18 protein-coding genes are annotated in these 20,450 nt (G+C 65.2%); 5 read left to right on the top strand and 13 right to left on the bottom strand.

Features of this window, described 5'->3' with window-relative positions:
* Positions 1-271: 271 nt before the first annotated feature.
* The 6 genes from pntB to AC3WL8_RS08120 all read right to left on the bottom strand — a co-directional run bounded on the left by pntB (position 272) and on the right by AC3WL8_RS08120 (position 7,769).
* Entirely contained in the window at positions 272-1,669 is a 1,398-nt protein-coding gene (gene pntB / locus AC3WL8_RS08145; RefSeq protein WP_013953333.1) for a Re/Si-specific NAD(P)(+) transhydrogenase subunit beta, read from the bottom strand.
* Positions 1,670-1,684: 15 nt separating this feature from the next.
* On the bottom strand, positions 1,685-3,247 hold the full coding sequence (locus AC3WL8_RS08140; protein WP_153953439.1) for a Re/Si-specific NAD(P)(+) transhydrogenase subunit alpha: 1,563 nt from the start codon (positions 3,245-3,247) through the stop codon (positions 1,685-1,687).
* 37 nt (positions 3,248-3,284) lie between these two features.
* Complete coding sequence (locus AC3WL8_RS08135) at positions 3,285-4,067, bottom strand: fumarylacetoacetate hydrolase family protein (protein WP_211981718.1); 783 nt, start codon at positions 4,065-4,067, stop codon at positions 3,285-3,287.
* Positions 4,068-4,205: 138 nt separating this feature from the next.
* A complete protein-coding gene (frc, locus tag AC3WL8_RS08130) occupies positions 4,206-5,438 on the bottom strand; it encodes a formyl-CoA transferase (protein WP_153953438.1) in 1,233 nt (410 codons plus the stop codon).
* 357 nt (positions 5,439-5,795) lie between these two features.
* The gene (locus AC3WL8_RS08125; RefSeq protein ID WP_011617427.1) at positions 5,796-6,515 is read right to left on the bottom strand and encodes a GntR family transcriptional regulator; all 720 of its coding nucleotides are present in this window, start codon (positions 6,513-6,515) and stop codon (positions 5,796-5,798) included.
* 276 nt (positions 6,516-6,791) lie between these two features.
* Positions 6,792-7,769, bottom strand: a complete 978-nt coding sequence (locus AC3WL8_RS08120) for a 2-dehydropantoate 2-reductase (protein ID WP_013953337.1) — start codon at positions 7,767-7,769, stop codon at positions 6,792-6,794.
* Between the two features lie 205 nt (positions 7,770-7,974).
* On the opposite strand from AC3WL8_RS08120, the gene AC3WL8_RS08115 reads away from it, so the two are divergent.
* The 3 genes from AC3WL8_RS08115 (at position 7,975) to AC3WL8_RS08105 (ending at position 11,291) form a co-directional block, all read left to right on the top strand.
* Complete coding sequence (locus AC3WL8_RS08115) at positions 7,975-8,730, top strand: TerC family protein (protein ID WP_013953338.1); 756 nt, start codon at positions 7,975-7,977, stop codon at positions 8,728-8,730.
* 133 nt (positions 8,731-8,863) lie between these two features.
* Positions 8,864-10,477, top strand: coding sequence for an OpgD/OpgG family glucan biosynthesis protein (locus AC3WL8_RS08110; protein ID WP_013953339.1), 1,614 nt, complete (start codon positions 8,864-8,866; stop codon positions 10,475-10,477).
* A 121-nt stretch (positions 10,478-10,598) separates the two neighbouring features.
* Positions 10,599-11,291, top strand: a complete 693-nt coding sequence (locus AC3WL8_RS08105) for a GntR family transcriptional regulator (RefSeq protein ID WP_013953340.1) — start codon at positions 10,599-10,601, stop codon at positions 11,289-11,291.
* A 24-nt stretch (positions 11,292-11,315) separates the two neighbouring features.
* Here the strand turns inward: AC3WL8_RS08105 and yedA are convergent, their stop codons facing one another.
* The 6 genes from yedA to AC3WL8_RS08075 form a co-directional block, all read right to left on the bottom strand.
* On the bottom strand, positions 11,316-12,191 hold the full coding sequence (yedA, locus tag AC3WL8_RS08100) for a drug/metabolite exporter YedA (protein ID WP_492378142.1): 876 nt from the start codon (positions 12,189-12,191) through the stop codon (positions 11,316-11,318).
* 217 nt (positions 12,192-12,408) lie between these two features.
* Positions 12,409-12,594 (bottom strand): hypothetical protein, encoded by a 186-nt coding sequence (locus AC3WL8_RS08095; protein ID WP_492378129.1) that lies wholly within the window; start codon positions 12,592-12,594, stop codon positions 12,409-12,411.
* Between the two features lie 125 nt (positions 12,595-12,719).
* Positions 12,720-14,141, bottom strand: coding sequence for an aldehyde dehydrogenase family protein (locus AC3WL8_RS08090; protein ID WP_492378128.1), 1,422 nt, complete (start codon positions 14,139-14,141; stop codon positions 12,720-12,722).
* A 106-nt stretch (positions 14,142-14,247) separates the two neighbouring features.
* Positions 14,248-15,213, bottom strand: coding sequence for a PDR/VanB family oxidoreductase (locus AC3WL8_RS08085; protein ID WP_492378127.1), 966 nt, complete (start codon positions 15,211-15,213; stop codon positions 14,248-14,250).
* A gap of 37 nt (positions 15,214-15,250) precedes the next feature.
* On the bottom strand, positions 15,251-16,543 hold the full coding sequence (locus AC3WL8_RS08080) for a cytochrome P450 (protein WP_492378141.1): 1,293 nt from the start codon (positions 16,541-16,543) through the stop codon (positions 15,251-15,253).
* A 29-nt stretch (positions 16,544-16,572) separates the two neighbouring features.
* The gene (locus AC3WL8_RS08075; protein ID WP_492378126.1) at positions 16,573-17,682 is read right to left on the bottom strand and encodes an NAD(P)-dependent alcohol dehydrogenase; all 1,110 of its coding nucleotides are present in this window, start codon (positions 17,680-17,682) and stop codon (positions 16,573-16,575) included.
* 226 nt (positions 17,683-17,908) lie between these two features.
* Here AC3WL8_RS08075 and AC3WL8_RS08070 point away from each other — a divergent pair, with 226 nt between their 5' ends.
* Positions 17,909-18,613 (top strand): TetR/AcrR family transcriptional regulator, encoded by a 705-nt coding sequence (locus AC3WL8_RS08070; RefSeq protein ID WP_492378125.1) that lies wholly within the window; start codon positions 17,909-17,911, stop codon positions 18,611-18,613.
* 64 nt (positions 18,614-18,677) lie between these two features.
* On the opposite strand, the gene AC3WL8_RS08065 is transcribed toward AC3WL8_RS08070, so the two are convergent.
* Positions 18,678-19,589 (bottom strand): LysR substrate-binding domain-containing protein, encoded by a 912-nt coding sequence (locus tag AC3WL8_RS08065; RefSeq protein WP_492378124.1) that lies wholly within the window; start codon positions 19,587-19,589, stop codon positions 18,678-18,680.
* Positions 19,590-19,773: 184 nt separating this feature from the next.
* On the opposite strand from AC3WL8_RS08065, the gene AC3WL8_RS08060 reads away from it, so the two are divergent.
* Positions 19,774-20,433 (top strand): RraA family protein, encoded by a 660-nt coding sequence (locus tag AC3WL8_RS08060; protein WP_492378123.1) that lies wholly within the window; start codon positions 19,774-19,776, stop codon positions 20,431-20,433.
* Positions 20,434-20,450 lie beyond the last annotated feature (17 nt).

The following is a 20,450-nucleotide window of genomic DNA, read 5'->3' as shown; positions in this document are numbered from 1 at the left end:
GCCTGGCATTGCGGCACATGAAGTCGTGGATTCATGCTACCTGAAGCTTAATTTGACAGGTCTTAAAGTTTTTTATCGTATCTATTCACGATCATTTATATATGACTGAACCGGCATGAATCGCCTCGCGGGTTCCATCGCGGCTCGTCCATGGTCCGGCGCCCGACCAGATGCCTTCGATCCGTACCAGCAACAAAAGCCAGCGTCGCCCCGCAAGAGCAGGGGGCGACGCTGGGTTGAACAAAGCGCGAACGGATCCGGAATGCTCACCTCAGGCCGGGGCTTCCTCCAACTGCCGCAGCAAGGCGTCGACACTGCCCTTGGCGTCGCCAAACCACATCCGCGTGTTGTCCTTGTAGAACAGCGGGTTGTCCACGCCGGCGTAGCCCGCCGCCATGCTGCGCTTGGACACCACCACGGTGCGGGCCTTCCACACCTCCAGCACCGGCATGCCGGCAATGGGGCTGCCTGGGTCTTCCAGCGCGCCGGGGTTGACGATATCGTTGGCGCCCACCACCAGCACCACGTCGGCCTTCTCGAAGTCGTCGTTGATCTCTTCCATCTCCAGCACGATGTCGTACGGCACGCGCGCCTCGGCCAGCAGCACGTTCATGTGCCCGGGCAGGCGGCCCGCCACCGGATGGATGCCGAAGCGGACATTGACCCCCTGCGCCCGCAGCCGCCGCGCGATCTCGCTGATGGTGCCCTGGGCCTGCGCCACGGCCATGCCGTAGCCAGGCACGATGATCACATCGCTGGCGTCCTTGAGCAGGTTACCGACTTCCTCGCTGGACACCGGCAGCACCTCGCCCTGCTCGGTCGCCGCGCCCTGCGCCTGCACCGCGCCGAAGCCGCCCAGGATCACCGACAGGAACTTGCGGTTCATCGCCTTGCACATGATGTAGCTGAGGATGGCGCCGCTCGATCCCACCAGCGCGCCGGTGATGATCAGCAGGTCGTTGCCGAGCATGAAGCCGGTAGCCGCCGCGGCCCAGCCGGAGTAGCTGTTGAGCATCGACACCACCACCGGCATGTCGGCGCCGCCGATGGCCAGCACCAGGTGCGCGCCGACCAGCAGCGCGATCCCAGTCATGATCGCCAGCGGCACCAGCCCCTGCTGCGCGTCGGGCGCGCTCAGGAAGGCATAGCCCAGCCACACGCAAACCAGCAGCGCGATGGCATTCAAGGCATGCCGCCCGGGCAGCAGCATCGGCTTGCCGCCCATGGTGCCCTGCAGCTTCAGGAAGGCGATGATCGAGCCCGTGAACGTGACCGCGCCGATCAGGATGCCAAGGTAGGTCTCCACTTCATGGATGGCCTTCTCCGCGCCGGTCAGCGCATGGGTATCCAGGTAGTTGGCGTAGCCCACCAGCACCGCGGCCAGGCCGACGAAGCTGTGCAGCACCGCCACCAGCTGCGGCATCTGCGTCATTTCCACGCGCTTGGCCAGCATGGCGCCGGCGATGCCGCCCACCAGCATCGCGCCGATGATGATGGCGATGCCGTCCGGGCTGCCCGCCAGCACGGTGGTCAGCACCGCGATCACCATGCCGGCGATGCCGAGCAGGTTGCCGCGGCGCGCGGTGCCGGGGTGGCTCAGCCCGCTCAGGCTGAGGATGAAGAGCGCACTGGCGCCCAGGTAAGCGATATTGCTGATTCCGGATGGCATCCCTGTCTCCCCCCTCTAGTCCCGCTGGAACATCTTGAGCATGCGCTGCGTCACCAGGAAGCCGCCGGCGATATTGATGGTGGCCAGCAGCACCGCGCTGCCGGCAATCACCGCCGTCACCAGCGACGGCTTGCCCAGTTGCACCAGCGCCCCCACCACGATGATCCCGCTGATGGCATTGGTCACGCTCATCAGCGGCGTATGCAGCGCGGCGGTGACGTTCCACACCACCTGGTAGCCGACAAAGATCGCCAGCACGAACACGGTGAAATGCGCCATGAAAGCCGGCGGCGCGACCGCGCCCAGGCCCAGCAACGCAGCCACCGCGATGACCAGCGCGAGCAGCGTCGCGCCGGTGCGGCTGCGCGGCGGCTCGGCCTCGGCCTGCAGCGGCGGCATCGCGGCCGGCGCCTGCTGCTGCGGGATCGCCACCGTCAGTGGCGGCGGCGGCCAGGTCACCGTGCCCTGGTGCAGCACCGTGGCGCCGCGGATCATCTCGTCGTCCATGTCGACCACGAGCTGGCCGTCCTTGCCCGGCGTCAGCTCCGTCAGCAGGTGGCGGATATTGGTGCCATAGAGCTGGCTGGCCTGCGCGGCCATGCGGCTGGGCAGGTCGGTGTAGCCGATGATGGTCACGCCGTGCTGGCGCACCGCTTCGCCCGGCACGGTCAGCACGCAGTTGCCGCCCTGCTCAGCGGCCAGGTCGACCACCACGCTGCCGGCGCGCATCAGGCCCACCGTGCCGGCCTCAAGCAGCTTGGGCGCGGGCCTGCCCGGAATCAGCGCGGTGGTGATGATGATGTCGACCTCGCGCGCCTGTTCGGCAAAGAGACGCATCTCGGCTTCGATAAAGGCCGGGCTCATCTCCTTGGCATAGCCGCCGCTGCCGCTGCCGTCCTCTTCGATCTCGACGGTCAGGAACTCGGCGCCCAGGCTTTCGATCTGCTGGCGCACCACCGGCCGCGTATCGAAGGCGCGCACCACCGCCCCCAGGCTGCGCGCCGCGCCGATGGCCGCCAGCCCCGCCACGCCCGCGCCGATCACCAGCACGCGCGCCGGCGGGATCTTGCCCGCGGCCGTGATCTGCCCGGCAAAGGGCCGGCCAAACGCATGCGCGGCTTCGATCACCGCGCGGTAGCCCGCCATATTGGCCATCGAGCTGAGCGCGTCCAGCTTCTGCGCGCGCGAGATGCGCGGCACGCAGTCCATCGCCAGCACGGTTGCGCCGCGCTGCGTCAGCCGCTCCAGCATCGCCATCTGCTGCGCCGGCCAGACAAAGCCGATCAGCGTGGCATGCTTCTTCAGCAGCGCCGCCTCTTCCACGCCCAGGCTGGGATGGACCTGCGGCGGGCGCACCTTGATCACTACATCGACCGAGGCCCACAGGCTGGCCGCGTCGACAATGGCCGCACCGGCGGCACTGTAGTCAGCGTCGGAGAACGACGCTTCCTGGCCGGCGCCGGTCTCCACCACCACCTGGTAGCCCAGCTTGAGCAGTTCCCTGACCGAGTCGGGCGTGGCGGCAACGCGCCGCTCGCCCGGGTGGACTTCGCGTGGCACACCGATCGTCATTGGCATGGCATTCACCGTTTTATGGAAGGAATCGGGCGCCGGCTCAGCCGCGCACGTGGTTGACCAGCGAGCCGATGCCCGCGATCGCCACCTCGACCACCGCACCGTCCTTCATCGACCCCACGCCGATCGAGGTGCCGCACGCAATCACGTCGCCGGGCATCAGCGTCAGGTCCTGCGAGATCCGGCTGACCTGTTCCTCGGGCGAGAAGATCATGTCCGACAGCGGGTAGTTCTGCCGCTCCACGCCATCGAGCCGCGTGATGACGCTGGCGGCTTTCCAGTTGAAGCTGCAGACAATGGCCGGGCCGATGCAGCCGAAGGTGTCGAAGCCCTTGGCGCGCGTCCACTGCGGGAAGTTGGGGTCGGCTGTGATCAGCTCGGCCGCGGTCACGTCGTTGACGACGGTGTAGCCGAAGATATGCGCGCCGGCCTCGGCCACCGACACATTGCGCGCCTTGCTGCCGATCACGATGCCCAGCTCGCCCTCATAGACGATCTTGCCGTCGTAGCTCTTGGGGCGCAGCACGGCATCGCCCGGCCCGGCCAGCGACGAGGCCGGCTTGAGCAGGAACAGCGGATGCGTGGGCACAGGCTTTTCCAGCTTGCGCGCGAGCGCATGGAAGTTGTTCCACAGCGCCACCACCTTGCCCGGCGCACAGGGCGCGAGCAGCGTCAGCAACGCGCGGTCATGCACGGCCCCCGTGGGGGCGGGGTCGTTGAAACCGTCGCCGTCATATTCGATGACACGGTTGCCATCGGCTTCGTCGATGCGGCCATGGCCGATGCTGCCGTCGGCGCGGCGAAATCGTATCCAGGTTTGCACAGCATGCTCCTTGCGCAGGCAAAGGGAGACCCTGCCTGCTCGGATGTCGGTTGCAGGATCTTGGAAGAAATGGGATCGCGGGCGGCTCGCGCCCGGAATCGTCATTCCCGCACAGGCGGGAATGACGTCAGGCTTGCGTCATACCGCGCCGGCCAGCTTCATCGCGGCGATCTGCGCGGGCGAGCGCCCCAGCCACTCGAGGATCTCTTCGGTATGCTCGCCCAGCAGCGGCGAGCGCTCGATCTCCACCGGCGACGCCGAGAGCGTGATCGGGCAGCCCAGCTGCACGTAGCTGCCGCGCTGCGGGTGCTCCAGCTCCTTCAGGTAGCCGCGCTGGTACAGCGACTCGTCCTCGATCAGGTCTTTCATCGACAGGATCGGGCCGCACGGCACATCGACCTCGTTGAGCGCCGCCATCACGTCGAACTTGCTGCGGCCGCCGGTCCATTTCTCGATCACGGCGAAGCAGTCGGTCAGGTGTTTGAGGCGTGCCTCGGGCGTGGCGTAGTCCGGATTGGTGATCAGGTCCTCGCGCCCGCACAGGCGCATCAGCGGCTCCCAGCCCTGCGGCTGGATGATGACGTAGACATAGTCGTTGGGGCCGCCCGGCGCGCAGCGCAGCGCCGCGCCCGGCTGGCCGCCGCCCGAGGCATTGCCGGCGCGCGGCACGTGGTCGCCAAACTCTTCGTTGGGGTACTCGCGCAGCGGGCCGTTGGACAGGCGCTGCTGGTCGCGCAGCTTGACGCGGCACAGGTTCAGCACCGCGTCCTGCATCGCCACTTCCACGCGCTGGCCGCGGCCGGTGTGCTCGCGCTGCAGCAGCGCGGCTAGGATGCCGACCACGCAATGCACGCCCGTGCCTGAATCACCGATCTGCGCGCCGGTGACGGTGGGCACGCCCTCGGCATCGCCCGTGGTGGAGGCCGACCCGCCCATGCACTGGGCCACGTTCTCATACGCCTTGCAGTCCGCGTACGGCCCCGGGCCGAAGCCCTTGATCGAGGCATAGACCAGCCGCGGGTTCAGGTCCTGCAGGTGGTCCCAGTCAAAGCCGGCGCGCTCCAGCACGCCCGGCCCGAAGTTCTCGATCAGCACGTCGCAGCGCTGGACCAGGTCTTCGAGCAGCGCCTTGCCTTCGGGCGTCTTCATGTTCAGCGTCAGGCTGCGCTTGTTGCTGTTGAGCATGGTGAAGTACAGGCTGTCGGCATTGGGCACGTCGCGCAGCTGGCTGCGGGTAATGTCCCCGCGGCCGGGCATTTCCACCTTGATCACGTCCGCGCCCAGCCACGCCATCAGCTGCGTGGCCGAGGGGCCCGCCTGGACGTGGGTCATGTCCAGGATGCGAACGCCTTGCAGTGCCTTGGTTTCCATTTCGGATGTCTCCTCGGGCGATGGTTTCACTTGTATATGGTCTGATTCCTGGTGCTCGGCGCGTACTCACTTGGGTCCGTTCCGGCCTCTTGATGACATACGGTATGTGATATATCATAAGAGAGCAAGAGGAGTTTGCCCGGTGCTACACAAATTTCGACGATGCAATGCAGCAATCGGCCGGTTTCGCCTGTCGGAAGTGGGAAACCCAGGGAAATCCCGAATCAATCAGCCAGGATTTTTTCGCATTGATATATCACATACCATAGCGCGAAACGCTCGCCCGCCATCCGGAAACGCACAAAAGCAAAACGGCGGACCCAGGTCCGCCGTTTTGCCGCCCTGCCCCGCACGCCTTCAGTCGAGGAAGTCGCAGTGCCGTTCCACGTAGTCAGCCAGGTCCAGCGAATGCTGCCGCACCAGGCGCTCGGCCAGCTCGGTATCGCGCTTCTCAAGCGCCTCGATGATGCGCAGGTGGTCCACGATGGAGCGTGCCGCCCGGTCGCTCTGCGAGATCGTCATCTTCCGGATCGCGCGCACGTGGATAAAGATATTGCGGATCGTGTCCATGATGATGTGCGACTTGGACAGCTGCACGATCGCCTGGTGGAACGCGATATTGGCGTCGGAATACTCTTCGATATGCTCGGCCGGGGTGGAATCGCGGAAGCTGTCGAACATGCTGCGCAGCTGGGCGATCTCGGCATCGGTGGCGTTCTCCGTGGCCAGCCGCGCCGCCATGCTTTCCAGCGCGGCCCACATCTGGATCATCTCCACGATCTCGCGCTTGGTCTTGCGCATGATGTAGATGCCGCGCCGGGGCACGGTGCGCAGGAAGCCTTCCTGCTCCAGCAGCGTCATGGCTTCGCGGATGGGCGTGCGGCTGACACCCATGGCCTCGCTCAGCACCCGCTCATCGAGGCGGATCTCGTCGCGCGACTGGTAGATGTCAGCGTCGGCGATGGCCTGGCGCAACATGGCGTAGGCCTGGTCGCGCAGGCTTGCGCCGGCGTTGATCGGTTGCACGGACAAGGCCAGCCCGTTGGGCTGGACGATGGATTGGCTTTGCGCAGACATGAATGAGCTCGTGTGAGACCAGCGGCAGGGTGGCCGGAATGGCTACCCCCGCATTGCCGCACAGCTTAGCAAAAACGCCTGACCCATTACGAAAACGCATCAAACAATGCGTTGTTGTCATGCATCGGCACAGTAGCGGTGCGCGGTCTGTCGTATATGGTATATCACTATCGCCCTGCCTTTCTCGCTTCGCAAGCCCGGCGCACGCCATCTTGGCGCGCCTGGCGTGCGCCAGGGGATACCTGACCCGGCGGTATCCCCTGTTTCCAGCCGCGCTCAGGCAGCCAGCTTGGCCATCGTGTCGCGCTGCTTGATCAGCCCCAGCACGGCGTCGCACATCGGCGTGGGCTGCGCGACCAGGCGTCCCATTTCCTGCACCACGGTCAGCAGCGGGTCGATTTCCATGGCCCGCCCGGCCTCCAGGTCCTGCAGCATCGAGGTCTTGTGCGCGCCCACCGCACCGGCGCCGTCGATGCGCCGCTCCACGTCGACGCGGAACTTCACCCCGAAGCGCTCGGCGATGCCCTGCGCCTCCACCATCATCTGGCGCGACAGCGCCCGCGTGGCCGGGTCGGCGGTGATGACGTCGAGCGTGGCATGCGTGAGCGCGCTGATCGGGTTGAAGCACAGGTTGCCCCACAGCTTGAGCCAGATCTCGTCGCGGATGTTGTCGCGCACCGGGGCGTCCAGGTCGGCGGCCATCATCATTTCGCTCAGCCGGGTCACGCGCGCGGAGCGGCTGCCATCCGGCTCGCCCAGCGGAAACTTCTTGCCGTAGACATGCTTGATCACGCCGGGCGCAACGATCTCGGCCGCGGGATATACCACGCAGCCGATCGCCCGCTCCGGCCCCAGTCCCTTCCATTGGCGCCCGCCGGGATCGACGCTTTCCAGCGTGCTGCCGGCCAGCTCGCCGCCATGCTTGTAGAAGTACCAGTACGGAATGCCGTTGACGCCGGTGACGACCGCGGTTTCCGGCCCCAGCAGCGGCTGCATCTGGTCCACCACGCCCGGCACGGAATGCGCCTTGAGGGTGATGAACACATAGTCCTGGTGCCCGAGCTCGCGCGGGTCGCTGGTGCATCGCACCTTGGCCACACGCTCCTCGCCGTCGATCTGCAGTTTGACGCCATGTTCCTGCATTGCCGCGAGATGGGGGCCGCGCGCGACGAAGCTGACCTCCGCCCCCGCGCGCGCCAGCTGCGCCCCGACATAGCCGCCGATGGCGCCTGCACCGTAGATACACACTTTCATTGCTGTCTCCTTGATGGCCCGATTTAGATGCTTTGATATATCACATACTATATTCCATAGAGGCGCATGGCAACCGCGTCAAACAACCTTTATCTTTCCGGATCACACTGCGCGTGCAAGCGGCGCTGCGCTAACATGACGCCTGCATGTGCCCCGGGCGGACCACCGTCCGGCGCCAGCCTGCAACCTGACACCCGGAGCCCTCATGGAAGCGTCGTTGGCATTGCTGCAGGACCCCGCCGCGTGGGCGGCGCTGGCCACCCTGGTGGCCATGGAAATCGTGCTTGGGATCGACAACCTGATCTTCATCTCGATCCTGACCAACAAGCTGCCAGAAGCCATGCGCGAAAAGGCACGCAAGATCGGCATCAGCCTGGCGCTGGTGATGCGCCTGGGCCTGCTGGCCACCATCGCCTTCATCGTCAAGCTCACCGAGCCGGTGTTCACCATCCTGGGCCAGGGGCTGTCGTGGCGCGACATCATCCTGATTGCGGGCGGCGCCTTCCTGGTCTGGAAGGCCACGCGCGAAATCCACCACCATGTCTCGGCGGACGAGGAAGCCGAGGAAGGCGGCACGGCCAAGGCGGTGCAGAGCTTTGCCTCGGCCATCGGCCAGATCCTGGTGCTGGACCTGGTGTTCTCGATCGACAGCATCATTACCGCGGTCGGCATGACCGAGCATGTGCAGATCATGTTCGTGGCGGTGATCGCCGCGGTGATGGCGATGCTGTTCGCGGCCACACCGCTGGCCAACTTCATCAACCGCAACCCGACCATCGTGATGCTGGCGCTGGCCTTCCTGATGATGATCGGCATGACACTGGTCGCGGAGGGCCTCGGCACCCATGTGCCCAAGGGCTATATCTATACGGCGATGGCGTTCTCGGCCGCGGTCGAGGGGCTGAATATGCTGGCGCGGCAACGGCGCCAGCGGCGCCGGGCCGGCGGGCAGGCGCACTGATGTGCGGCGGCGGCCGCTTGCAGTCAGGCTGCGGGCGGCTGCCTGTAACAGAGGGTGTCCGAACTTTTCGCGGACGGCGGCGTCTCTTACAGTTCTGCACAACCCCCGGACAATAAAAGGACGCTCTCGCCACATGATGAACCGCCGAACCCTGCTGGTCTCCGCCACTGCCTCCGCCGCGCTCGCCGCACTGGGCATTACCCCGTCGGTGCTGGCAGCCAGCCGGATCAAGCTCGGCGAGGCCCAGCCATTCGGTTTCGACGCCCTGATCGAACGGGCCCGCGCGCTGGCCGGCAAGCCCTACGCGCCGCCGCCGTCGCCGCCCGCGGACGTGCTGTCCCGCATCGACTACGACGCCCACGGCAAGATCCGCTTCCGCACCGACGACGCGCTCTTTGCCAGTGGCCCCGGGCAGTTCCCGGTTACCTTCTTTCACCTCGGCACGTACTTCCGCACGCCGGTGCGCATGCACGTGATCGAGCGCGCCAAGGGCAGCCCCGCCAAGGCCCGCGAGATCGTCTACGACGACGCCTACTTCGACATGCCGGCCGACAGCCCCGCGCACAAGCTGCCGCCGGGCAGCGGCTTTGCCGGCTTCCGCTTCCAGGAAAGCCGCCTCGGCGACCAGAAAACGCGCGACTGGCGCAAGAACGACTGGGTTGCCTTCCTCGGGGCATCGTATTTCCGCGCCATCGGCGACCTGTACCAGTATGGGCTGTCCGCGCGCGGCGTTGCCATCGACGTGGCCGAAGCCGGCAAGTCCGAGGAATTCCCGGCCTTCACCCATTTCTGGTTCGAAACGCCTGAGGGCAACGGCGATACCGTCACGGTCTATGCCCTGCTGGATGGCCCCAGCATCGCCGGCGCCTACCGCTTCGTCATGCAGCGTGGCAAGGCCGTGATCATGGATGTGGAATGCGCGCTGTTCCTGCGCAAGGATGTGGGCCGGCTGGGGCTGGCGCCGCTGACCTCGATGTTCTGGTTCTCTGAAGGCATCAAGGGCACCGCCGTCGACTGGCGCCCGGAGGTGCACGACTCCGACGGCCTGGCGCTGTGGAACGGCGCCGGCGAGCATATCTGGCGCCCGCTGAACAACCCGCCGCAGACCACGGCCTCGGCGTTTTCCGACGACAACCCCAAGGGCTTCGGGCTGCTGCAGCGCGACCGCCTGTTCGACCACTACCAGGACGGCGTCAACTATGAGCGCCGCCCGAGCCTGTGGGTCGAGCCGCGCGACGGCTGGGGCGCCGGTTCGGTGCAGCTGGTTGAGCTGCGCACCGATGACGAGATCCACGACAACATCGTCGCCATGTGGGTGCCCAAGGCCCCGGCCAAGGCCGGCAGCACCTACCGCCTGCGCTACCGGCTGCACTGGCAGGCCGACGAGCCCTTCCCCTCGCCGCTGGCGCGCTGCGTGGCCACGCGCCTGGGCAATGGCGGCCAGCCGGGCCAGCCGCGGCCAAAGGGCGTGCGCAAGTTCATGGTTGAGTTCAAGGGCGCGCCGCTGGAAAAACTGCCCTTCGGCGTCAAACCCGAGGCCGTGCTGACCGCCTCGCGCGGCACCTTCTCCTACGTCTTCACCGAGGCCGTTCCCAACGGCGTGCCGGGCCACTGGCGTGCCCAGTTCGACCTGACCGCCGACGGCAACCAGCCGGTCGATATCCGCCTGTTCCTGAGGATGAACGGCAAGCCGCTGTCCGAGACCTGGCTCTATCAATACCATCCGTTCCAGTCACCGGCGGGCTGAAGCGCCCGGCACGGCCGCGCGCCAGGCCCCTTTACCCCATATTGCGTCGCCGTGATGTCAGCCGCGCACGAGCGGGTATGATGGCTGGCTACGACAGTCCAACCGCATCAGCCAGCCTCACATGATTTCTCAAGAGTTCGCCGGCGCCGCCGAGAGTGGCCAGGCCGCATCGCTCCCGCGCTCAGAGCGCGCCTACCAGCAACTGCGCGCCGCCATCCAGGCCGGCCAGCTGTCCCCCGGCACGCGGCTGCGCGAGGTGGAACTGGCCGAATCCCTGGGCCTGTCGCGCACGCCGGTGCGTGAAGCGCTGTCGCGGCTGGAGTCCGAAGGGCTGGTCGTCAACGAGCCCAACCGCGGCATGATGGTCACCCAGCTCGACGCCAGCATGGTCAGCGAGCTGTACGTGATGCGCGAAGTGCTGGAAGGCACCGCCGCCGCGCTGGCCGCGCGCCACGCCACCGACGTGGAGATCTCGCTGCTGCGCGATATCGTCGAGCGCGACCTGGCCATCGCCGACGATCCCGACCGGCTCGCGCTGAACAACCGGCTCTTCCACGAAACCCTGCACCGCTGCGCCCACAACCGCTACCTGCTGAAGACGCTGCGCTCGCTGCATGAGTCGATGGCACTGCTGGGACGCACCACGCTGGCGGTGCCGGGGCGCGCGCGCAGCTCCTACGAAGAACACATCTCGCTGGTCGAGGCGCTGGAAAAGCGCGACCCGGCACTGGCCGAGCAGATCGCGCGCCGGCATATCCAGCAGGCCTACAAGGTGCGGCTGTCGCTCTGGATCCAGGAACAGTCGGGCAGTTGATCTGCCCGGTGGCAGTCGGCAGTATCAGGCCGCCTGAGTCCGCGCCGTCCGCAGCGTGCCCAGGCTAAGCACGGCCAGCGCCACCAGGATCAGCATCACCGCACCCAGCGTCTGCGGGGCGATCTGCTCGCCGCCCAGCCACGCGCCCATCGCCAGCGCCACCGGCGGGTTCACATAGACATAGCTGGCCGACAGCGTCTGGCTGACCGTGGACACCAGGTACATATAGGCAGAGAACGCCACCAGCGACCCCGCCACTACCAGGTAGATCCAGGCCCATCCGGCCTGCGCGCTGACCGATGCCGGCCACGGCTCCTGCCGCAGCGCCGACAGCACCATCAACACCGCGCCGCCGATCAGCATCTCCGCGGCAAATGCCGCGGCGCCCTGGGGCAGTTCCAGCCGGCGCGCCAGCTGCGAGCCGAACGACCAGCTCGCCACGGCCAGCATCAGCGCCACCACGCCCCCGGTACTGACGCGGAATTCCGCCCCCGCGGTCAGCACCAGGATGCCCAGGCTGCCAATCGCGATCGCCACGTACTCATGCCATTTCGGCCGGTTGCCGAAGCAGGCACTCCAGATCAGCGCGAAGATCGGCATCGACCCGATCATCACCGTGGTGGCGCCGGAAGAAATCGTCTGCTCGGCAATCGCGGTCAAGCCCATGCCGCCCACCAGCAGGAACAGCGCCGGCACCGCGCAGTTGCGCAACAGCCGCCACGGCGGCATCGGCGTGCCCCGCCACGCCAGCCAGGCGGCCAGCAGCAAGCCCGCGCACAGGAAGCGCGTGCCCATCATGAACAGCGGCGGAAAGCTCTCCAGCGTAAAGCGGATCGCCAGGTAGGTCGTGCCCCAGACTACATAGGTGATCAGCAGGCACAGCAGGACAAGCGGGGGCATGGTCGGGAAGGCGTATTGCGAAGGCATCCACGATAGCCCCCTGCCGGGTCCCGGCCAAACGAAAAGGTCTGGCAAGCCTTGCGAAAGTTCTTCACAAAGCACGCAAAAAGCCGCGGGCAAAACAAAACCGGCCGCGTCTGCCCGGGCGGGCGCACGTATGGCCGGTTCTACAACGCAGCCCGCAACGGGCCGCAACTACTATGCTGCAAACAACACTTTAGCCGTTGGCGTAGACCACCTTGGCCTTGCGGGCCTGGGTCTGCAGGCGCTCGATCGCGTTCTGGACGAAGGCGATGGCGCGCTTCACGTCGTGGGCGAAGCCCAGGCTTTGCGTACCGAGTTCACGGTCGATCAGGTCGCGTTCGAGTTGGTCAGTCAGCTTGATATCGGATTGGGTGTTCATGGCGTCCTTCCTTTCGGGATTACCCTTATGGGGTTTTCCCTGATTGTAGCAAAAGAATTGTCGCAATGCAGCATTAGGTGAAAGTACGTATGTGGGTGAGCAACGATTTGTGAGGTTCGAGCAGCTTATTGCGATCGCTTCAGCGAAACCGTCCTGGGCACCGTATATTCCAGCAGCCCTTCGACACCGTTCTCGATGCCGACGCCCGATTGCTTGTGGCCGGCCATGGGCTTGCGGGGCCCAAGGGTGTGAATCTGGTTGACCCAGACGGTACCGGTGTTGAGCCGCAACGCGACTTGCATGGCGGCCTCCGCGTCGCGGCCCCAGACCGAACCTCCCAGTCCGTATTCGCTGTCATTCGCGCGCGCGATGGCATCGTCCACGTCGCGGAACTTGAGCAAGGGAAGGATCGGGCCGAATGGTTCTTCGCGGACCACGCGCGCGCTGTCCGGCGGGTTGTCCACCAGCGTGACAGGGAAGAAATAGCCGCTTCCGTCCGCCACTTCGCCGCCGGCGAGGATACGATAGCCAGCACTGCGTGTGTCCTCCAGCAGCGCCTTCAGCCGCTCGAACTGGCGGCGGTTCTGCACCGGGCCAAGCTGGACGCCTTCCATGTCACCCGGGCCAACGCGCGTTTCCTGCGCCAGCTTGACGAGGGCATGCGCCAGCCGGTCGTAGACATCCTCATGGATATACAGCCGCTTGATGGCCAGGCAGTACTGCGCGTTGTTGGCAAACGCGCCCCAGAAGATCGCAGGCGCGATGGCCTCGACATCGGCATCGGACAGGACAATGGCGGCGTCATTGCCGCCCAGCTCCAGCGTCAGCCGTTTCAGGTTGACCGCCGCTGAGGCCATCACTGCGCGGCCGGTCTGGGTAGAGCCCGTAAAGCTCAGCTTGTCGATGCCGGGGTGGGCCGACATCGACGGCCCAAGGGCATCGCCGCCACTGATGACATTGAGCACGCCAGCCGGCAGGACATCGCGCAGCAGTTCGCCCAACTTCAGCGTCGTCAGTGGCGTGAATGGCGATGGCTTGAGCACCATCGTATTGCCGGTAAGCAGGGCCGGCGCCACCTTCCACATGGCGAGTGCCAGCGGGAAGTTCCAGGGCACGATGCCGCCAACGACGCCGAGCGGCACGCGCAGGACACGAACCTGCTCGGTGGCAGACTCGCTGACCGTCTCCACCGGGAGTTCGAGCCAGGCCATCTCCGTGCACCAGAACGCCGCTTTTTGCACCTCCTGCCGCGCTTGGGCAAGGGGCTTGCCCTGCTCCCGCGTCAACAGTTGCGCCAGTTCCTCCAGGTTGGCGGTAATGGTCTCGCCGATCCTGACAACATATTGCTGCCGCGCCTGCAGCGGCAAGCCGGCCCAGGCCGGCGCGGCGCGCCGCGCGCTGGCAACGGCCTCGTCCAACTGCGCCGGGGTCGCGTCGGGTGCTGCGGCAATGACGCGTTCCGTTGCGGGGTTGAGTACATCAAAGCCGGCCAGCGTGGGCGCGGCTTTGCCATCGATGGTCATGCTGAATCCAGCGGTGTCACCCATGATGATTGGGACCTCTTTTTAACCAAACGGATTTTTCGACAGGCCACACCGACGACACGCGGCTGTCCGAAGCCGGGCCTGCGTCGCCGGGTAGCGGATTGGCGCTTCAAAGATCGAGGACGAGCAACGAAGATTTCGCGCGCGAGCAGCAAGGCGTGAACTGGTTGCCGCAAGCATGTTCTTCATCGGTCAGGAAGACGTCCCGATGATCGGCCTCGCCCTCCAGCAGGCGCGTCACGCACGTGCCGCAGGATCCCTCCTCGCACGAGGTGTAGATGTCGACGCCGGCTTCGAGCAGCACTGAAGTGATCGAACGGTCCGCGGGAATATGGAAGACCTGGCCGGTGCTGGCGATCCTGACGTCGAAGGTGCTGTCATGCGAGGTATCGACGGGCTTGGCACTGAAGTACTCGTATCGCACCCGCTGCTTCGGGATTCCCGCTTGCTCGGCCGCGCGGCAAACCCATTCGATAAAACCGGAGGGGCCGCAGACGTAGATCTCGTCATCGCTTCCCGCCTGGGCGAACAGCATGACGGGATCCAGCTTCTGCGCATCGCCCTGATCGTCGTAGTGGAAGGCGACTTGCTGCCTGTACGGGGACTGCTCGATACGGCTGCGGAACGCTGCCTTGTCCTGGCTGCGCGCGCAGTAATGCAGGGCGAAGCCGGTTGCCGACGCATGCAAGGCCTCCGCCATGCATAGCATCGGCGTGACACCGATCCCGCCTGCGATCAGGATGCTGCGGGTGCCCGCCTTCAGCCGAAAATGGTTCCGGGGCGCGCTGATCTCGATGACAGCGCCCGCCTCGAGCCGCTCATGGATGGCGACCGAACCGCCGCGCGAGGCGGGATCCCGAAGCACGCCGATCAGGTAACGATGGCGTTCCGACGGGGCATTGCAAAGCGAATACTGCCGAACGACTCCGGGAGCGACGTGGACATCGATGTGGGCGCCGGCCTCGAACGGTGGCAGCTCGCCCCCGTTCGGGTCGCGCAGCTCAAGGCTGATGATGTCGTCGGTTTCGCGGTTGCGCTGCGCAATGCGTACGAAGAGTGTGTCTTGGGAATTCATGGCGCGGGATGCCTTGCTGCAGACTGCGATGGGATGGCTACTGCATGACGCAGCGAACCGGAAGATGCTTGGGTCCGCCGACGAAGCAGGAGGCGATCATCTCCATCTCGCCCGCCGGCTCCACGCGTTGCAGACGAGGAATCATTTCCTCGAACAGGATGCGCATTTCCATCTTGGCCAGGTGCTGGCCCAGGCAGACATGGGCGCCGAAGCCGAACGCCAGGTGGCGGTTGGGCTTGCGGTCGATGTTGAAGTCGAAGGGCTGGTCGAAGACCTCTTCATCCCGATTGGCCGAGCCGTAGCACAGCATCAGCCAGTCGCCCTTGCGAATCGTGCGTCCGCGGATCTCGGTGTCTGCCGTCGCGGTCCGCATGAAATGCCGGACCGGCGAGGCGATGCGCACCGCTTCGTCAATGAACTGCGGAATCAGCGACGGGTCGGCCTGGAGCCGGGGCAGCAACTCCGGATACTGGCTCAGCGCCCACATCGCGACCGCGGACGAGGACGATGTGGTGTCGTGGCCTGCCGTGGCAATGATGACGTAATACCCCAGCCGGCTGACCTCGCTGATCGGCTCGCCGTTGACGACGGCGTTGGCGAGCAGCGTTGCCACGTCATTGCGCGGATTGACCCGCCGCTCGGCGGTGACTTTCTCGAAATAGTCCCGGAAGTCCGCCACCACCGCCATCAGATTCTTTGCCATGGCCCCGTCATCCGCGCTCTTTTCCTGTTTGGCGCGTTTGAGTTCAGGATCCTCGCTACCAAAAAGCTCCTGGGTCAGCAGCAGCATCCGGGGCTCATCCTCAGGCGGCACGCCGAGGATGTCCATGATGACGTGCAGCGGATAATGCAAGGCAATGTCCTTGGCGAAATCGATGGTGTTGCCATCGCTTTGCTGCAGCTTGTCAACGATCTGCCGCGCCAGCCCGCGGATGCGCTCATCCAGCTTCAGGATGCTGTTAGGCATGAACCATGACTGTGTCAGCGCACGCAGGCCCTTGTGCTCGTCGCCATCCACGTGGACCAGCGCCTTGACGATGTTCGGGCGGCCGTTGGTCGCGATCACATGGTCGATCGAAGCCTTGGGCCGGCAGACGACGGAGTAGTCCCCGTTGTGGAAGAGATTGTGGTCGCGCGAGATGGCGGTCACGTCGGCGTGCTTGGTCACGACCCAGAACGGATCGAAACCGTCATTGACGGCGCGCCCCAGCGGATTGTTCTCGCGCGCCCACGTATAGGCCGCGTGCAGCCGGGCGGGATCGGCATAGGCGCCGGGATCGACCAGGACTTGCGCCACGTCGCCGGGAAGATCGAAATCGGTGTGGTTCATAGTATCGAACTGGATGGTGGGGTTGGGGCTCAGGGCAGCAGCACGGGCTTGACACACAGCCCCTGCTTTTGCTCCGCGACGGCACGGTTGATGTCGGCAAGAGGATAGGTCTTGACCAGCCTGTCGAAGGGGAAGCGTCCCTCGAGGTACAGGGCCATCAACTGCGGGATGAACACATCGGGATCGCTGTCGCCTTCGATGATCCCGCGATAGGTGAAGCCGCCGCGCATGACCTCGCGCAGCGTGCCCGGCAGGCCCAGGCTCGTCGCATGCGCGGGCGGCACGCCGACAAAGCCGAAGGTGCCGCGCGGCGCCAGCAGCTTGGGCACCGCTGCGATGACCGCGGGGATGCCGCTGGTATCCAGCGCAAAGTCCACCCCATGGGGCGCAATGGCGCGCACGGCGGCAGCCAGGTCGGGGCTCTGGCCCGGATCGATTGCATGCGTGGCGCCGAGCGACAAGGCCAGGTCGCGCCGGCTGGCGTCGGGCTCGACCACGACCACCGTCCCGCATTTCTGCAGCACGGCACCCATCACGGCACTGAGCCCGACCGCGCCTGCGCCCAGCACCACCAGCGATGCGCCTTCATGACATGCCATCGAGCGCATGACCGCGCCCGCGCCGGTCTGGATGCCGCAGCCAAGGGTGCCGGCGATCTCGAGCGGAACGCCGTCCGGCACCTTCACCACGTTGCTTTCGGTCGTCACTGCATACGTGGCGAATGAGGACTGGCCGAAGAAGTTGCCGGAGATCTCGCCATTGCCGTCGCGCATCGATTTGGAGCCATCGGCGCGCTGGCCGACGAAATTCAGCGCCGCCATCGCATGGCAATAGGCCGGCGCATGGCGATCGCACTGCGGACAATGGCCACAGGAGGAGAACGTGATGGCCACGTTGTCGCCGGGCTTCACCTTGGTTACGCCGGCGCCGACCCTCTCGACAACGCCGGCGCCTTCGTGCCCGAACACGGCAGGCATGGCGACGGGGAGCATGCCTTCGGCAGCGACAAGATCGGTGTGGCAAAGCCCGGCGCCGACAATCCTGACCAGGATTTCCCCTGCCCCCGGAGGGTCTAGTTCGACCTCTTCGAGGACGAACGGCGCGCACGGCGCCCGTGTCACTGCAGCAGTGATTTTCATGGTGTCTCCGCGTGGTTTTATTGGCTGGACGGCATGGCGCGCCCGCTGCTTTATCAGAATCAGAACTCTGATTCTATTATTGGAAGGCGGCGAACCCGCTTCAATGCGGGCTTTCCCCTACGGCAGAAATCGTGGTGGGCGCGACCGCGAGCGGATGCGTCTCCCGGGCCATGTGGCGCCTGTGCTGCATAATGCTGACCTGTCCAGAATCAGGATTGCCGTTCCCATGGCTGCCACCCTCAAGCGCCAAGACGATCACAAGAGGCGCCAGCCCCGCGCCGCGCATGCCGCAATCCAGGCAGAAGCGGCGCCGGCGCTGCGCCCTCCCCGCCAGCTACGCAGCGAGGAAACCCTTGCCAAGATGATTCTGGCCGGACGAGACCTGATCCAGCTGCACGCGAATTTCGATCTGGTCCTGATCAGCGATGTCATCCGCACCGCAGGCACCTCTACCGGCGCCTTCTATGGCCGCTTCAAGGACAAGGAGGCCTTCATTGCCTCGGTCCTCGAGGCCGCCTTTGTGGAAATGGAGGCCGAGGCGGACAAGACCATCCGGGACGACGAAGCATGGGCGCACGGCACGGCATCGGAGTTCGCCGCCCTCATCGTCCGGTACTACGTCGACATGTGCCGACGGAACCAGGGCATGTTCAAGGCCGTGCTGCGCCACTTCGGCGCGCTCGAGCCGGAAGCCAACCCGATGCGCCGGCTGAATCGCAACATCCAGAGCGTGGTCGCGCCGACCCTCGCGCAGAAGATGAAGGCCCAGGGCCTGAAGGCTTCCGAGACAGAAGTCCGGATCGCCATGCAGATGGTGGTGGGCACGCTTACCCTGACCCTGCTGACCGACCCGGGGCCTTTACGTTTTGACGGGGATTTAATCGAGGCAAAACTAACGGAGATGATGCAGCGTTTCTTGCTGTTGCCTTGATTTGCACCCGGGGCGCGTCGACAAAGCGAAAATGTCGAGTCTTTCCTCAGCTACCAACTGTGGATCATCGCTGGTCACTTTGCTTCTTCAGCCACCCCACTGCCACCTCGACCATCGGGTGGTAGCGGTTGGCATTCCACGCCAGCGCCGCTGCCACCACCATGATGCGCTCTTTCAACGGGCGAACGACGACGCTCTCCGGAGCCAACTTGCGCATTGACGAGGGCACCAAGGCCACGCCTTGGCCGCATCCGACGTAAGCGATCTGAGAAGTGATTGAGCGGACCTCATGCAAGACTCGTGGATTGAACCCGTGGGAACGGCAGACTGACGTCAACAGATCGAAGTAGACAGGGCTCCGCTCTCGGGACGACATCACTAGCGATTCGGTCGCCAGCGACCGAAGACTCACCCTGGACAGCGCAGCAAGTGCGTGATCTTTAGGTAGTGCCACGGCGAGCCGGTCTTCCGCCAGCGGCATCGTGGCGATGCCATTCCCCACCTCGCCATCGAGGCGCACGAAAGCCAGGTCAAGCTCCCCTGCCTCCAGGGCCGGGATTGCTTCCACACTGTCGATTTCCTTGACGAACACCGTCAGATGCGGGTGCGCCTGCTTGAGCGCCTCAAGCAAAGGGGGCAGCGTTTCGAGCATAGCCGAGGTCACGGCGCCGATATGCAGGACGCCGGACTGGCCGGAGGCGACCTCGCGCACGACCCGCTCCAATCGCTCGACCTGACCGGCGAACTGACGCACGGCCGGCAGGATCGCCGCCCCCGCCGGACTAAGCTGGGTGCCGCGCCGGGATCTCTCGAACAGTTGCAGCTTGAGCGCCTGCTCCAACACCTTGATCTGCTCGGTGAGTGGGGGCTGCGACATGTTTAGTCGCTGCGCTGCGCGTCCAAAGTGCTGCTCCTCGGCAACTGCCAGGAACATCCAAAGTTGCCGTATCAGGCGAAAGTCGATCGTATTGTTCATAGGTGTTACGCGACGGCCTTGCGCAGGCTCCAGGCTCGGAATCTGAAACAGGCGATGCGTCCAGGCGCGCGCCAACCCCATCTGTCCTATTCCGAAAATCGTATCACAGAGATATTTAGTTCAGAATTTACATATTAGCAGGTCGATCCGATTATGCCTGGGTACCTTCATGAGACCCAGTGCAATGACCCAGCTCTCGCTACTCGACCGCCTCGCATCGCTAGACACGAACACCGTCTCCGATGCGCTCGATTTTCTTGGAATTTCTGGCGCGACTTATGGGCTTCGCCCTCTTTGGGACTGCCCAAAGATCGTCGGACGCGCCAGCACGATCCAGCTCGGCCCGAAGGCCGATGCGAATCCCACGGTACATCTCATTTCGCCGGTTATCGACGCGGTAACCACGGATGACCGTGTGCTGGTGATCGCCGGAGGCGTGGATGGCATCTCCTGTTGGGGCGACATCCTGGCCAACGCGGCGCATGTCAAGCAGGTCCGCGGATCGGTCATTGACGGCATGAGCCGCGACATCGAGGGCAGCGAGGCCATCGCTTACTCGGTCTATGGGCGGGGCGTGACCATGATCAGTGCTCGCAACCGGGTGATTCAAGTTGACTCCGGCATGCCTGTCCAGATGGCTGGCGTAACCGTCCATGAAGACGATTACGTGATTGCCGACCGCTGCGGCACGGTGTTCGTTCCCGCCTCGCGCATTGAAGAAGTCCTTGACCTGAGCGAGCGCATCGCCAAGCGACAAGACGGCATGGTGGCCGCTGTCTGCGCCGGCCGCTCTGTGGCCGAGGTCATGCACGACAAGGAGTTCGAAGCCATCCGCGCCCAATAACAGACTTTCCCTGGAGC

This window comes from Cupriavidus sp. FW305-F7, from assembly GCF_058782875.1.
The sequence above is the reverse complement of the archived record's forward strand: the minus strand, read 5'-3'. Positions and strand labels throughout refer to the sequence as shown.

Coding starts and splice junctions, on each gene's coding strand:
- pntB (WP_013953333.1), bottom strand. CDS start 1,669: ATGCCATCCGGAATCAGCAATATCGCTTACCTGGGCGCCAGTGCGCTC.
- AC3WL8_RS08140 (WP_153953439.1), bottom strand. CDS start 3,247: ATGCCAATGACGATCGGTGTGCCACGCGAAGTCCACCCGGGCGAGCGG.
- frc (WP_153953438.1), bottom strand. CDS start 5,438: ATGGAAACCAAGGCACTGCAAGGCGTTCGCATCCTGGACATGACCCAC.
- AC3WL8_RS08125 (WP_011617427.1), bottom strand. CDS start 6,515: ATGTCTGCGCAAAGCCAATCCATCGTCCAGCCCAACGGGCTGGCCTTG.
- AC3WL8_RS08120 (WP_013953337.1), bottom strand. CDS start 7,769: ATGAAAGTGTGTATCTACGGTGCAGGCGCCATCGGCGGCTATGTCGGG.
- AC3WL8_RS08115 (WP_013953338.1), top strand. CDS start 7,975: ATGGAAGCGTCGTTGGCATTGCTGCAGGACCCCGCCGCGTGGGCGGCG.
- AC3WL8_RS08110 (WP_013953339.1), top strand. CDS start 8,864: ATGATGAACCGCCGAACCCTGCTGGTCTCCGCCACTGCCTCCGCCGCG.
- AC3WL8_RS08105 (WP_013953340.1), top strand. CDS start 10,599: ATGATTTCTCAAGAGTTCGCCGGCGCCGCCGAGAGTGGCCAGGCCGCA.
- yedA (WP_492378142.1), bottom strand. CDS start 12,191: ATGCCCCCGCTTGTCCTGCTGTGCCTGCTGATCACCTATGTAGTCTGG.
- AC3WL8_RS08095 (WP_492378129.1), bottom strand. CDS start 12,594: ATGAACACCCAATCCGATATCAAGCTGACTGACCAACTCGAACGCGAC.
- AC3WL8_RS08090 (WP_492378128.1), bottom strand. CDS start 14,141: ATGGGTGACACCGCTGGATTCAGCATGACCATCGATGGCAAAGCCGCG.
- AC3WL8_RS08085 (WP_492378127.1), bottom strand. CDS start 15,213: ATGAATTCCCAAGACACACTCTTCGTACGCATTGCGCAGCGCAACCGC.
- AC3WL8_RS08080 (WP_492378141.1), bottom strand. CDS start 16,543: ATGAACCACACCGATTTCGATCTTCCCGGCGACGTGGCGCAAGTCCTG.
- AC3WL8_RS08075 (WP_492378126.1), bottom strand. CDS start 17,682: ATGAAAATCACTGCTGCAGTGACACGGGCGCCGTGCGCGCCGTTCGTC.
- AC3WL8_RS08070 (WP_492378125.1), top strand. CDS start 17,909: ATGGCTGCCACCCTCAAGCGCCAAGACGATCACAAGAGGCGCCAGCCC.
- AC3WL8_RS08065 (WP_492378124.1), bottom strand. CDS start 19,589: ATGAACAATACGATCGACTTTCGCCTGATACGGCAACTTTGGATGTTC.
- AC3WL8_RS08060 (WP_492378123.1), top strand. CDS start 19,774: ATGACCCAGCTCTCGCTACTCGACCGCCTCGCATCGCTAGACACGAAC.